Consider the following 13,803-nt stretch of genomic DNA (forward strand, 5'->3'; position numbering starts at 1 on the left):
ACATTTAAGTACGTGCGTCAACACCATCTTGGCGAAAATTTCTGGGAGAAACCCTTTATGCGCTTGATTTCGCTGGTAAATGCGGTTCTGGTAACAGTCGCACTGTTCCTGCTGGTGTTCGAGCGCGATGCGTTGTTTGCATTCGCAGGGCGGGCCGAAGCCGACGAAACAAGCGCAACCGAGTCGCCTGAACCAACATCAGATGCTTCGGACAAGTCCGCCGTCAACGTGGTTGCCCTGCGTTCAGTCGCACGCGAGATTGACAGCGCTGTGTCGCTGCGGGGCCAAACAAAAGCCAATCGTCAGGTCGAAGTTCTGGCCGAAACCACCTCGACCGTGATCTCGGAACCCAAGCGCAAGGGCACCTTTGTCGAGGCCGGGGATTTGCTGTGTGAACTGGATCCCGGCACCCGCCCGGCCAGTCTGGCCGAGGCAATGGCCGCCAAGCTTGAGGCCGAAAGCCGCATCCCCGAGGCCGAAGCCCGCTTGGAAGAAGCCCACGCATTGGTGGCCGAGGCCGAGATCAACCTAACCGCCGCGCAAAGACTGTCGGAAACTGGCTTTGGGTCGGAAACGCGGCGGGTTGCCAGTCAGGCCGCCATGCGCACCGCCGAGGCGGGTATCAAAACTGCCGAGGCCGGTCTGGAAGCCACACGCGCCGGTATCGAAGCCGCCATTGCCGAGGTCGAAGCGGCCCGGCGCGAGATCGACCGTCAAACGATCGAGGCCCCGTTCAAAGGCCTACTGGAAAGCGACACTGCCGAACTTGGCAGTCTGATGCTGCCCGGCTCGCTATGCGCCACAGTGATTCAGCTTGACCCGATTAAGCTGGTCGGCTTTGTCCCCGAGACCGAGGTCAACCGCGTGATTGTCGGGTCTGAGGCGACCGCGCAACTGGTTACAGGCCTTCAGGTGGCTGGCCGGGTCAGCTTTCTCAGCCGGTCCGCGGACGAAACCACCCGGACATTCGAGGTGGAAATCACCGTCCCCAACCCTGATCTGACAATCCGCGATGGCCAGACGGCAGATATCCGTATCGCGTCCGAAGGCACCAAGGCGCACCTGCTGCCGCAATCGGCCCTGACCCTCAGCCGTGAGGGGCAAGTCGGCGTGCGCACCATTGCGGCGGGCAACATTGTCGCCTTCCAGCCGATCCAACTGTTGCGTGACACGTCCGAAGGCGTCTGGGTCGATGGCCTGCCTGAAACGGTGGATATCATCGTGATCGGGCAGGAATTCGTGACTGCGGGCGTGAAAGTCGCCCCCACCTACAGGAACCTGACTGAATGACCGGAATCGTCAGCTGGGCCGCTGGCCGGGCCCGGATGGTCCTGGCCTTTATCGCCATCTCGCTGGTGATTGGCGGCTATGCCTATATTGGTCTGCCCAAAGAAGGCGAGCCGGATATCGAGATCCCGGCCCTGTTCGTCTCGGTTCAGTTCCCCGGCATCTCGGCGGAAGATTCTGAGAATCTGTTGGTCAAGCCGATGGAAACCGAGCTGGCCGATCTTGATGGTCTGAAAGAGATGACCTCGACCGCCGCCGAAAGCTATGCCGGGGTCGCGCTGGAATTTGATTTTGGCTGGGACAAGACCGCCATCATGGCGGATGTGCGCGATGCGATGAACAGCGCTCAGGCCGAATTTCCGGAAGGGGCCGAGCAATATTCGCTGACCGAGATCAACTTTTCCGAATTCCCCATCGTCATCGTCAACCTAACCGGCGCGGTTCCTGAGCGCACAATGGCGCGCGTCGCCAAGGACTTGCAGGACGATCTGGAAGCGATGGATTCGGTTCTTGAGGCCGGTATCGCGGGCAATCGGGACGAACTGCTGGAGGTCATCATCGACCCCCTGCGTCTTGAGGCCTACAACGTCACCGCAGCAGAACTGATCAACGTCGTTCAGAACAACAACCAACTGATCGCCGCAGGTGAGGTCGAAACCGCACAGGGTACATTCTCGGTCAAGATCCCCTCGTCGTTCAAAACGGCGCAGGATGTCTACGACCTGCCGGTCAAGGTCAATGGCGACCGGGTCGTGACCATGGGCGAGCTGGCGCAGATCAACTACACTTTCGAAGACCGCGAAGGCACCGCAAGGTTTAACAGCGAATCCACGGTCGCCTTGCAAGTGGTCAAGCGCAAGGGCTTCAACCTGATCGACACGGTCGAGGACGTCAAAAAGACCATTGCCACAGCTCAGGCCAAATGGCCCGACCAGATGCGCGCCACGATCGAACTGGGCACCTCGAACGACCAGAGCCGCATCGTTGGCTCGATGGTCAGCCAGCTTGAAGGCTCGGTCCTGACGGCGATTGCGCTGGTGATGATCGTCGTTCTGGCCTCGCTGGGCACGCGGGCGGCGCTGTTGGTGGGGTTTGCGATCCCGACCTCATTCCTGCTGTGTTTTGCCTTCCTTGCCGTTATGGGCGTCAGTATTTCCAACATCGTGATGTTTGGCTTGATCCTTGCGGTGGGGATGCTGGTCGATGGCGCGATCGTTGTGGTGGAATATGCTGACAAGCGCATCAAAGATGGCGTCGGGCCCATGCATGCCTATGTCGAGGCGGCGCAACGCATGTTCTGGCCTATCGTGTCGTCTACTGCGACCACACTCTGTGCCTTCCTGCCCATGCTATTCTGGCCCGGCGTACCGGGTGAGTTCATGGGCATGCTGCCGGTCACGCTGATCTTTGTTCTGTCTGCCTCACTGATCGTTGCGCTGATCTACCTACCCGTGATGGGCGGCGTGTCTGGCCGTCTGAGCCGTGTGTTCGACCATGCCGCAGACTGGCTGCGGGTCCGCCTGTCCTGGCGCGCACGTGTCGCGCTGGTACCGCCTGCGATGCTGCTAATCTTTATGGGCGCCATGCAAGTCCTGAACCCGGCCTATCTGATGCCTGCTGGCAGCTCGGGCGGTTTGGTATTCGGGGCCATCCTGTTCACGCTGGGGGCGTTTGCCGGCTCTGTCACGCTCAGCGCCGCTCGGATTGAACGCGCGCCGGACCCGCATGTGCACACCGCCCGCGAACACACTCGCTTTGGCCATGTGATCAAGTTTCTAGTCGGCAATCCGATCATGCCGGTGGTGTCGATTCTTGTCGTAAGTGCCGCTGTTGTCATGGTCATGATCGCCTATGGCAACAACAATCGCGGGGTCGAGTTCTTTGTCGAAAACGAACCCGAACAAGCCACTGCCTATGTGCGCGCCCGTGGCAACATATCCCTGGCTGAAATGGACCAGATGGTTCTAGATGCCGAACGGATCATCGGATCGCACCCCGCTGTGGTCAATGTGTTCTCTTTCGCTGGAGAAGGTGGCCTGACGCAGAACAATGGCGGCGCGCAGGCCCCCGCTGACACCGTGGGCCGCGTTCAGTTCGAGATCATCCCATGGGAGGATCGCCCAACCATTTCCGAGCCAATCCTGTTTGGTCTGCTGGACCGTCAGACCATCGCGCCAGAGTTTGACGGCGATGTCGTTCTGGACGAGTTGAATGCCGAACTGGCTACCATTCCCGGCATCGTGGTCGAGATTCTGCCGCTGGAACAGGGCCCGGCCTCGGCCAAGCCGGTACACCTGCGCCTGAAGGGCGACAGTTGGCCTGAGCTGACTGCTGCCACGCAAACCGCACGCGGAGTGTTTGACGAAACGCCGGGGCTGATCAAGATCGAAGACACCCTGCCCCTGCCCGGTATCGACTGGCAGATCGACGTGGACGTTGCCAAAGCGGGCCGGTTTGGCGCGGATGTGGCGACCGTCGGTGCCATGGTTCAGCTTGTGACCCGCGGCCTACTGCTGGGTGAAATGCGTCCCGACACGGTCGATGAAGAGATCGAAATACGCGTCCGACTGCCCGAAGATGACCGCGTGCTGTCAACGTTGGATACCTTGAAAGTGCGCACAGCGGACGGTCTGGTGCCCCTGTCTAACTTTGTGACCCGCCAACCTGTCGCCAAACTGGCCGAGATCAATCGCGTCGACCAGCAGCGTTACTATGATGTGAAGGCGGATGTGGAACCGGGTTTGGTCGATATGGTCGCCATGTCGACCGACAGCGAAGGACAGAGCATCGAAGACAAGCGTCTTGCCTTGGTTCGCGAGGTTCTGGACGGTGCGTCCTCGTCGCTCGGAACGTTCGAAGGGGGCAATGGAAAGACCTATGAGGTCGTGCAACTAACCGGCGCTGCGGATATGCGAGAGTTGCTGTCACAGGCTGAAACCGCGACCTACCGGCCCGTGACACCGAACGAGCGCATCGCGCTGCTGACCGAGTGGCTGGATAGCGATCCGTTTGGTCCCGCGATTGCGTGGGAATGGACCGGCGATCAGGAAGAACAGGCCGAATCCGGTGCCTTCCTGGCGAATGCCTTCCTGGGGGCGCTGGGGTTAATGTTTGTGATACTGCTGGCGCAGTTCAACTCGCTCTATAACTCCGTGCTGGTGCTGCTGGCGGTGGTCCTGTCGACCACCGGGGTGCTGATCGGCATGATGGTGATGCAGCAGCCCTTCTCGATCATCATGACCGGGACGGGCATCGTGGCTCTGGCCGGGATTGTGGTGAACAACAATATCGTTCTGATCGACACCTATCAGGAATACAGCAGCTATATGCCCCGGATCGAGGCGATCATACGCACCGCCGAATCCCGTATCCGCCCGGTCTTGCTGACCACGCTGACCACCATGGCCGGTCTGACGCCGATGATGTTCGGCCTGTCGCTGGATTTCATCAATGGTGGCTACTCGATCGACAGCCCGACTGCGCTGTGGTGGAAACAGTTGGCCACCGCCGTCGTGTTCGGGCTGGGCATTGCAACGGTGCTGACGCTGATCGTAACGCCCTCGATGCTGGCGCTGCGCGTCTGGGTCACGACCTACGCCCTGTGGCTAAGCCGGTTGCTGATGCGCGTCACGGCGGGTGAGAACAGCGCGCTTGCGCAAGAGGTGGCGATCCGGCGTGCTGCCCGCAAGGCGCAAGCGTCCGAAATGGTTTGGGATGATTCAACGGCAGATGACCGCGATCAGAAACCGGGTCATCCGCCTGGTCCACCGCTGAAAGCTGCCGAATAGAACTGGGTCAACCGCCGGAAAGCCCTTATAACCGGGTCCAGGACTGGTGCGCGCAGATATGATGCTCGCACCCTTTGACCTTGAGCCTATCGCCCTGCAAGGTCATCTGCGGTACCGCGTCCACATTGATCAACGGCACCCAGAACTCACCGCCGCCATAGCTACCGCCGCCTTGGCTGGACACGTCCCAGAACAGCTTTTTGCCAATATTGGGCGTCTGGACCTCTTTCCCCGAGGAATCATAGGCCGACAGAATCTGACCGCAGAATTTGTCGCCGCACGCAGTGATCTTGATATGCGAGGTTAGGTTCTTGCGGTCCGGTTCAGTCTTCCACACTCCGACAATCGGATCATCTGACGCGAGCGCTGGCATCGCGCTCAGAACAATTGCGGCAACTGCCAGTTTCAAAGCAATACGCATCACCAGACCTCTAACCATTGGGGGCAGTATAACAGGTTATGCAGCTTGGGCATCCGATTGCTGACGGCTCCACAACTGGGCGTAGCGGCCCTGACGTTCCAGCAGCTCGTCATGGGTGCCCTGCTCCAGAATCTCACCTTGTTCCAGCACCACGATCCGGTCCGCTTCGGCGATGGTACTCAGACGGTGGGCGATGGTCAGAACCGTGCGCCCTTCGCCCGCGCGGGCTAGCGCATCTTTGATGTCCTGCTCGGTGTCTGTATCCAGCGCCGAGGTCGCCTCGTCCAGCAACAGGATCGGCGGGTTCTTGAGCAAAGTACGTGCGATCCCGACGCGCTGCTTTTCTCCGCCCGACAGCTTCAGGCCGCGTTCGCCGACCTTCGTGTCATAGCCTTCGGGCAGGGTCACGATGAAGTCGTGAATCTGCGCAGCCCTTGCGGCGGCCTCAACATCCTCTTGCGTGGCGCCATCGCGGCCATAGGCGATGTTGTAGCGGATCGTGTCGTTGAACAGGACGGTGTCCTGCGGCACCACTCCGATCGCTGAATGCAGGCTGGTTTGCGAGACATCCCGCACATCCTGCCCGTCAATCTTCAGCGCCCCACCTGTCACGTCATAGAAGCGGAACAACAGCCGCCCAATGGTGGATTTGCCCGAACCTGTCGCCCCAACGATGGCCACCGTCTGCCCCGCCGGTACGGTCAGCGACACTCCCTTCAGGATTTCCCGGTCCGCGTCATAGCCAAAGCGCACATCCTGCAAGGTCACCTCGCCACCCGTCACCTTTAGCGCGGGCGCATTCGGCTTATCCGTCACCTCGGCGGGTTGTTCCAGCAGGTCGAACATCTGCCCCATATCGACCAGAGCCTGCCGGATCTCACGATAAACCGTGCCCAGAAAGTTCAGCGGCACGGTGATCTGGATCATGTAGGCGTTGACCATGACGAAATCACCCACCGTCAGCGTGCCATTCTGCACCCCGATTGCAGCCAGAACCATGACCCCGATCAACCCGCAGGTGATCAGGAACGACTGTCCGAAATTCAGAAAAGCCAGCGAATATGCCGTCTTGAGCGCTGCCCCGGCATAGGCCTTCATCGAGACATCATAGCGTTCAGCTTCGCGCGTTTCGGCGTTGAAATATTTGACGGTTTCGAAGTTCAGCAGGCTGTCTATGGCACGTTGATTGGCCTCGGTGTCCTGATCGTTCATCTCCCGGCGCAGTTTCACCCGCCATTCGGTCACGGCAAAGGTGAACCAGATGTAAAGCGCGATGGTGACGGCTACGACGACCAGATACCACACGTCGAACAGCCACATCAGAATGATCGCGACCAGCAACAGCTCGAGTATCAACGGCCCGATGGAGAACAGCAGGAACCGCAAAAGAAACTCGACACCCTTCACACCGCGCTCGATGATGCGGCTCAGGCCGCCGGTGCGGCGGGTCACGTGATAGCGCATCGACAGTTGGTGTATGTGCTGGAAGGTCTCAAGCGCCAAGGCGCGCAGGGCGCGTTGACCCACGGGTGCAAAGGCCGCGTCGCGCAGCTGCTGAAAGCCCACATTCATCATGCGCGCGACGCCATAGGCAATGGTCAATCCGACGGCCCCCAACGCCAGCGGCGGCACGCCGTCTCCGGCCAGGCTGTCCACCGCATCGCGATACAGGATGGGTGTGCAGACCGCGATCACCTTGGCCAGCACCAGCATTGCCATGGCGATCACAACACGTCGTTTCACCCAATGCTCATCATCCGGCCAAAGGTAGGGCGCGACCTTGCGGATCGTGCGCCAACCCGACCGTCGCTCGTCGGTTTCAGGCATATCTGCGGATTGCATAGGGGCTGCTCGTCTCATCACGTACCAGAACTGCGGTCAGAGATTGGCCCCTGACCCAAGAGGGCCAGAGGTACAGGATTATTCAGGAATGGTGAAGACCTGCCCCGGATAGATCAGATCGGGGTCGCGGATGGCGCTGCGGTTGGCCTCAAACACGCGCACAAACAGCAGACCGTCGCCATAGCGTTCCCGCGATATCGCCCAGAGCGTATCGCCCTCTTGCACGGTAACGGATCGGATAGCCGGGGCCTCAGCCGCGGCTGCAGCCGCGTTGGACGCCTCGGCCGCGCGCAGAACCTCCAGCGGTTCGCGTTTGAACGGCGTCTCCAGCCGGCTGACAACGGTGCCGTCAGAGCCCACCTCATCCACGCGCAGAGTATAGACGCCGGGATCGACATCCTCCAGCTCACTGCGCCATTTGCCGTCATCGGCAGGCGGCAGGTCATCCACCAACTTATTGTTGAGGTAAAGCCGAACGACCGAGCCATCCGGCACGCGCCCGGTCAGCTCCACATCTCCAGTGTCCGAATACCCAATCGTATCCAGTGCTACCTGATCCGCGTCTTCCTGAGGTGTTGCAGGCTGCACCAGCTCGACCCCATCTTCACCTGAGCGCAGGATTGCAACCTGCTGTTCCGGTTCCTCTATTTTGGGCTCTGGCTCCACTGCGGCGATTTGCTCATCCGCCGCGGGTTCATCAGGAGCTTCTGCAGCCTGTTCTTCCTCGGACGCAGTGTTCTCTGCAATCTGCGTGCCTTCATCCGCCGATGGCGCAACGTCTTCCTGCACGGTCGCCGGGGGTTCATCCTGGACCGGCTCAGCCTCCACCACAGGTTTGGGCAAGGCTGCGATCAGGTAGTCATCCGAGCGCACGGGCTGATCCTGCCCATCGGTTTCAAGCGTCAAACCACGCGCCGCACTGGAAAACGGGATCAGGACGAACTCGGCAAACTGTCCGCTGCGATCCACGGTGAAACTGTGCACCGTTTCACCATCCAGCAGCACTCGCACCACCGAGCCCGGCTCGGCATTACCCGACAGCACCGCGTTACCGTCGGGCTCGACAAAGATCTGATCAAGGCTGGGCGGGATTGTCTCAGGCGCGGCCTCGGCCGTGTCTTCCGGTACTGGTTCAGCCTCAGCCGGAGCAGCATCCTCAGCCACCTCCGGTTCTGACGGTGCGGTCGTCTCGGGCTGCGTTGAAGCAACGGGTTCTTCGGACGTGGCCGGTTCCTCCTCCACGACCGGCGCTTGCGCGCTTTCGGTCGGCGCGGGCTGTTCGGGGTTGGCTTCTGCTTGTGGCGCAGGGTCTTCGGCCACAGGATCGAACGCGCCGGACAGATAGGCCCCGCCCGCCCCGATCAAAACCACTATTCCGGCGATCACCCCCCAGGTGAAAGTACCGGAGCTTTCGCGTCCAGACTGATCGTCCATTCTTTTCCTTCCACTCCGCAGCGCAAATGCTTTGACTTCCACGCATTCTGCCTGACGGTTGAGCCAATCTATCAATCTCGCTATCAGGGGTCAAAACCCCAGATACAACCCCGGAGAGCCTATATAATGACCCAGAAATCTGTCTGTGTGTATTGCGGGTCACGCAATGGTGTTAGTGCGGCTTATGCGCAGGCTGCACACCGGTTCGGACAGTTGCTGGCACAAGAAGGCTGGCGACTGGTCTATGGCGCCGGAGATGTAGGTCTGATGGGCGAGGTTGCCCGCGCCACGCAGGACGCTGGTGGCGACACGTTCGGCGTCATCCCCGTGCACCTGCTGCAACGCGAGGTTGGCAAGACCGATCTGACCCGCTTTGTCGTGACCGAAACGATGCACGAGCGCAAAAAGGTCATGATCATGAACGCGGATGCGGTCGTTGTGCTGCCTGGCGGCCCTGGCTCGCTTGACGAGCTGTTCGAGGCGCTGACATGGCGGCAGTTGGGTCTGCATGACAAACCCATTCTAGTGATAAATGTGGATGGCTACTGGGACGCGCTGCACGATCTTGTGCAGCAGGTCATAGGTCAGGGCTTTGCTGATGCATCGCTGGGTGATTTCATCACATGGGTCGATGGGCCGGATGCAGCGATGACCAATCTGCGGCATTTATTGGAACCCAGCATAGGGTAAGCAGGCGACCACGTCACCTGCTTTCAAAACTCCGCTTAAGTCGCTGGTTTCAAACGATTGATCAGCACCTGCTCGACCTTGTGGAGCGGATGATTTGTCAACGTCTTGTCGACCTCGGCGACCACTTTGCTCAGCACCTCTCCATGAAGGCGACGGCGCAACAGGCCCAGAACATGCGGACTGGCGACCAAAACAAGGCGTTGATACGCGCCTTTCAGCCCCTTGCGGTTCAACAGATTGGCCACATCCTGCACGAACAGGGATTTCGCATGCGCTTTCCACTTGGGTTCTTCAACGGCAGATTTCTGGTTCGGACCCGAATCCGCCCGCCGTCCCGCCCGGTCCGAGGGCTTGCTGCTGGCCCCATCGGTTTCTTCAACGGAGACAACCACCAGATTGGGGTCTTCGGCATCGGTGATATTCTCCATGAACAAAGCCTTTTCGCCATCTGCGATGACAATCCAAGTTCCCTGTGAAAGTGCGACCATCGTGATCTCCTGCTATGGTTTTATGTGACCATCCCTTGTTCAACGGAAATAGGTATCCCGTTGCGCGCCAACAGTTTTTCAGCGCGCTGCTTGAGTGTTTTTAGTAGATTGGCGGTTCTCTCCCTCCGCTCTATATAGCTAGGGACGACCGGGGCCCGTACAATATGTTTTGTGATGAATTCGAATTTTTCGGCGGGAATCTTCCGACAGGCAGATTATAAGAAAATTGAAGCGGTAACACGCGTTCCAACCAATAGGTTGCGCACACTTTTGCGAACAATCCAATCAAGCGTAACGACTGTACAAACAAGCGAAAGGTTCCATTCCTAAAAAAATTTGTTACTCGCTAACCAGAAATTAAGTTGTTTGGCAGCCGGTATTTTCCTCGTTTAATGTCACTACTCCATAAACGAGCGATTTTGGACATTATTTTCTTGTCAAACGTGAACTCTAGTTTTTGTTTTGGTGGGGCTCCGTTCTTCTCTGTGAACATGTAGTCCCCAACATTTTCGTGATTGTTGGGGCGAGATTTCCACAGATCCGAGAATTTTGGCAATCGTTCGTCCAAAACACTTACTAAAGTGTCAAGTTCATCTTCGATCTTAAAAACTTGCGTCGAATTGAATAGACTAACTGGACGAGCATACGAAGAACATCGATAGTAACGCGACCATTCCTCGAACTTCGACTTGGAACGGTGCCATGACCAACCTTTTGACGAACCGTATAGCCAATCCGATTGGCTCAAGTGCCCACTCTCCGGATCGTACGCCGGGTCCCACCATGGCCGTCCATTGGCGTCATATCTTGCGAACTTAAAGTGCGACTTAACTCTCAGCCAGGGATTTCGGATAGTAGTAAAAACAAAAGCGTCGCCAAGCGAAATTCCAAGAGAATTGAGCTTGTTTTCCATAGCACGGCGGTTGGGATGTTCTTCCCAGTCCGATGAGCCGACAATGCCATAGTCGGCATGTCTCTTGTAGGAAATGCCATTTAAGTAGCAATAGTCGTGCAATGCATTACATATTGTAACGCTCCCGGCTTTTGGTGCGTTTAGGTAAAGAACCTTATGCTGAGGCAGCCATATCATCGCGTAGAAATCCTTGATTCTAAACCATTGGAAATGCACTGGTTTTACATCTCGGTGCTTTGCATCACAATGGTCTCTTGTGCTTAAAGTCGGAGCGTTGGTTCACTTGCCGCAATTTGGATTACGGCAAAAAGTTTGCCAACTCCAAAAAATGTGCGCCTGATAAAGTCTTGTGTTTCTGTAATGCTTCATCTTTGCTAAAATCTCTGTCCGGTCGTAGGAACGATAAAAGCTCCGCCAAGGCCTGGACCATCTCGAACAACTTACAACTGAATCAAAAAAGGCCCACTCACTTACGCAAGTAGGCCCTCAAAAAAGTACTACCGGTCAGCCGATCACATCCGCGAGGCGACGTTTTCCCAGTTGACCAGATTGTCCAGGAAGTTTGTCAGGTAGGCCGGACGCTTGTTGCGGAAGTCGATGTAGTAGGAATGCTCCCACACATCGCAACCCAGCAACGCAGTCTGACCAAAGCACAGCGGGTTCACGCCGTTTTCGGTCTTGGTGACAGCCAGCGAGCCGTCTGCGTTCTTGACCAGCCACGCCCAGCCCGAGCCGAACTGACCGGCACCTGCAGCGCTGAATTGCGATTTGAATTCGTCGACCGAGCCAAAGCTTTCGACCAGAGCCTTCTCCAGCTCACCGGGCATGGCGCTCACGCCGGGGCCCATCATCTCCCAGAACTGGTTGTGGTTCCACAACTGGCTGATGTTGTTGAAGATACCGTTCTGAGCGACAGCATTTGCGTCATAGGTGCCCACGATGATCTCTTCCAGCGACTTGCCGTCCCATTCGGTGCCAGCGATCAGCTTGTTGCCGTTGTCGACATAGGCCTTGTGGTGCAGGTCGTGGTGATATTCCAATGTTTCCGCGGACATGCCCTTGGCTGCCAGCGCGTCATGTGCATAAGGAAGATCAGGAAGTTCAAAAGCCATCTCGGCCCCCTGTTGAAATGATTGTTGCGGTTCCAAAGGTTAAATGCTTTGGCAACGGCCATAGGTCAAGGGCAGAGATCACAAAACCGAAAGGTCCGCGATGCTTACACAGGCGCGCAAGATGTTTTACCGCGCCCGCGGGTACTATGCTGGGTCCCTGAATGGTGAAGCGTTTCACCTGGATCCCTATCACTCGAAATTCTGGCGCAAGGCAACTGCAGGAAAGTGGGAGCCAGAGACATTCGCGGTTCTGGATGAGCACCTTTCACCCGACCGCGACTATCTGGATATCGGTGCGTGGATCGGGCCAACGGTTCTGTATGGCGCACGCCGTGCACGGCAGGTCTGGTGTTTCGAGCCTGATCCCACGGCGTTCCGCTATCTGGCGTGGAACCTGGATCTGAATGACATCCGCAATGTCTCGGCCTTTGGGGTGGCCTTGTCGGATCAGTTCGGCGTCGCCCGTATGGCCTCAGTCCGGGGTGAGCCCGGCGATTCCACCAGCTCGCTGCTGCATGATGGCGCTCATGGTACTGACGCGCTGACCATTGCTTGGGATCAATTCCAGGCGGTGAATGACCTGTCCCAAGTGTCACTGGTCAAGATGGATATTGAGGGCGCCGAATTCACCGTGCTGCCCAGCCTGATATCATTTCTGGAGGAACACCGTCCGGCCCTGTACCTGTCGACCCACGCGCCTTTGTTGCCAGAGGAGCAGCGCGCCGACAGGATGGCAGCACTGGCGCAACTCTTGTCATTCTTTAAGTCCTGCAAGGATGCGACCGGGGCCGAGGTCGGATTGCAGTCCTTTACCTCAGCCCCTGCCCTGACCGGTTTCCAAACATTCCTTCTGAACGGCTAAATGCCGATCTGACGTTCCTTCGTTCAATACAGGTTCGGACTGGGAACCGGCTTACACCGTCCGACACCACTGGGGCGGTTTACAACGTCCACCATTGGAAACCGGGCTGTCATGTCAAACCTGTTTGTCTTCGGGTCCAGACGCGCCATGTAGGACACCCGAAGCTTTTGGGTCGTGCTGGTCGACAGCGTCACTTTCCATTGCATCTGATACTGGTCTTTTCGGTTGACCTTGAATTTTGTGTCCATCGGTTTTTCATCCGACCAGCCTTTGTATTCGTTGTACGAGGCAATCGCCCCATCGTAGGCGCGCGCGCTTGTTGTCGGCATCCACGCTCAGCAATACCCGAGGGGGAATCCAGCCCTGCGCTTCCATGCTATGCAATTCACAGTCATAGTTTACAATTTCCGCCTGAGCCATTGTTCCGGCGATAGAAAATGCCAGTGCGACGAGTGCAACTTTCATCTATATTTTTCCTTCATTTGGTTAATTTGGTGTAGGAACTGCTCTGCAATTCCCCTCTGCGAAACCGGTACGTGAAAATACAGCAAGGTAGGATTCCGACCGGGCTGTCGCTTTCATATTTTTGCGATCCAAGAAAACCGCGAACTCTTGATCCTTCAGATCAACAACGTCCGAGCGTGATGCACTGGAAGAAAGAGTGCGCCCTGTATCAGAATAGACATAGTCTTTTCCAGACCACGCGATTGACAGGTTTCGGACGCCGTCGCGCTTGATGCGGGCGTGCCCAGGCAGTGTATCGACATTTGGCAGCTGCACCTCGTGAAGATAGGCAGACCGGCCATATTCATCGACTGAAAAGACAAGATGCTGAGGCGTAGGGCTGCTGACAATACCCGGACCGAAATCGCACTCGAACGTCTCTTTGAAAGTTTGAGAGAGTGAAGCGACCGGGATGATGGTTAAAGCACCAATGAGAGCAATTGCGCTCGAATTTGGCCTCAC

The 13,803-nt window shown here is 57.6% G+C and carries 12 protein-coding genes; 4 read left to right on the top strand and 8 right to left on the bottom strand.

Translation table 11 applies throughout. The features are described 5' to 3' along the window. Positions 1 to 57 precede the first annotated feature (57 nt). Together ACR0L1_RS05160 and ACR0L1_RS05165 are read left to right on the top strand one after the other, a co-directional pair. Positions 58 to 1,290 carry an efflux RND transporter periplasmic adaptor subunit gene (locus ACR0L1_RS05160; RefSeq protein WP_480857494.1) on the top strand — a complete coding sequence of 411 codons (1,233 nt, stop codon included), beginning with the start codon at positions 58 to 60 and terminating at the stop codon, positions 1,288 to 1,290. Continuing rightward, positions 1,287 to 5,075: an efflux RND transporter permease subunit gene (locus ACR0L1_RS05165; protein ID WP_480857496.1), complete on the top strand. Its 3,789-nt coding sequence runs from the start codon at positions 1,287 to 1,289 to the stop codon at positions 5,073 to 5,075. The genes ACR0L1_RS05160 and ACR0L1_RS05165 overlap by 4 nt, the downstream gene beginning before the upstream one ends. A gap of 25 nt (positions 5,076 to 5,100) precedes the next feature. Here the strand turns inward: ACR0L1_RS05165 and ACR0L1_RS05170 are convergent, their stop codons facing one another. The 3 genes from ACR0L1_RS05170 to ACR0L1_RS05180 form a co-directional block, all read right to left on the bottom strand. Then, on the bottom strand, positions 5,101 to 5,496 hold the full coding sequence (locus ACR0L1_RS05170) for a DUF2147 domain-containing protein (protein WP_480857498.1): 396 nt from the start codon (positions 5,494 to 5,496) through the stop codon (positions 5,101 to 5,103). A gap of 36 nt (positions 5,497 to 5,532) precedes the next feature. Next, positions 5,533 to 7,338: an ABCB family ABC transporter ATP-binding protein/permease gene (locus tag ACR0L1_RS05175; protein WP_480857500.1), complete on the bottom strand. Its 1,806-nt coding sequence runs from the start codon at positions 7,336 to 7,338 to the stop codon at positions 5,533 to 5,535. A gap of 78 nt (positions 7,339 to 7,416) precedes the next feature. After that, a complete protein-coding gene (locus tag ACR0L1_RS05180; protein WP_480857502.1) occupies positions 7,417 to 8,772 on the bottom strand; it encodes a LysM peptidoglycan-binding domain-containing protein in 1,356 nt (451 codons plus the stop codon). Between the two features lie 126 nt (positions 8,773 to 8,898). Between ACR0L1_RS05180 and ACR0L1_RS05185 the strand changes: the two genes are divergently transcribed. Beyond that, positions 8,899 to 9,462, top strand: a complete 564-nt coding sequence (locus ACR0L1_RS05185; RefSeq protein ID WP_480857504.1) for an LOG family protein — start codon at positions 8,899 to 8,901, stop codon at positions 9,460 to 9,462. Between the two features lie 35 nt (positions 9,463 to 9,497). Here the strand turns inward: ACR0L1_RS05185 and ACR0L1_RS05190 are convergent, their stop codons facing one another. From ACR0L1_RS05190 to ACR0L1_RS05200, 3 genes are all read right to left on the bottom strand, one after another. Beyond that, positions 9,498 to 9,950: a host attachment family protein gene (locus tag ACR0L1_RS05190; protein WP_170788863.1), complete on the bottom strand. Its 453-nt coding sequence runs from the start codon at positions 9,948 to 9,950 to the stop codon at positions 9,498 to 9,500. Positions 9,951 to 10,296: 346 nt separating this feature from the next. After that, complete coding sequence (locus tag ACR0L1_RS05195; protein ID WP_480857506.1) at positions 10,297 to 11,040, bottom strand: sulfotransferase family protein; 744 nt, start codon at positions 11,038 to 11,040, stop codon at positions 10,297 to 10,299. A 335-nt stretch (positions 11,041 to 11,375) separates the two neighbouring features. Beyond that, positions 11,376 to 11,975, bottom strand: coding sequence for a superoxide dismutase (locus ACR0L1_RS05200; RefSeq protein ID WP_170788864.1), 600 nt, complete (start codon positions 11,973 to 11,975; stop codon positions 11,376 to 11,378). Between the two features lie 121 nt (positions 11,976 to 12,096). Here ACR0L1_RS05200 and ACR0L1_RS05205 point away from each other — a divergent pair, with 121 nt between their 5' ends. Next, complete coding sequence (locus ACR0L1_RS05205; RefSeq protein WP_480857508.1) at positions 12,097 to 12,837, top strand: FkbM family methyltransferase; 741 nt, start codon at positions 12,097 to 12,099, stop codon at positions 12,835 to 12,837. 23 nt (positions 12,838 to 12,860) lie between these two features. Here the strand turns inward: ACR0L1_RS05205 and ACR0L1_RS05210 are convergent, their stop codons facing one another. Together ACR0L1_RS05210 and ACR0L1_RS05215 are read right to left on the bottom strand one after the other, a co-directional pair. Beyond that, positions 12,861 to 13,166, bottom strand: coding sequence for a hypothetical protein (locus tag ACR0L1_RS05210; protein ID WP_480502604.1), 306 nt, complete (start codon positions 13,164 to 13,166; stop codon positions 12,861 to 12,863). Between the two features lie 157 nt (positions 13,167 to 13,323). Next, a complete protein-coding gene (locus ACR0L1_RS05215) occupies positions 13,324 to 13,803 on the bottom strand; it encodes a hypothetical protein (RefSeq protein ID WP_480502605.1) in 480 nt (159 codons plus the stop codon).

It is taken from the genome of Ruegeria sp. J8 (assembly GCF_056531925.1).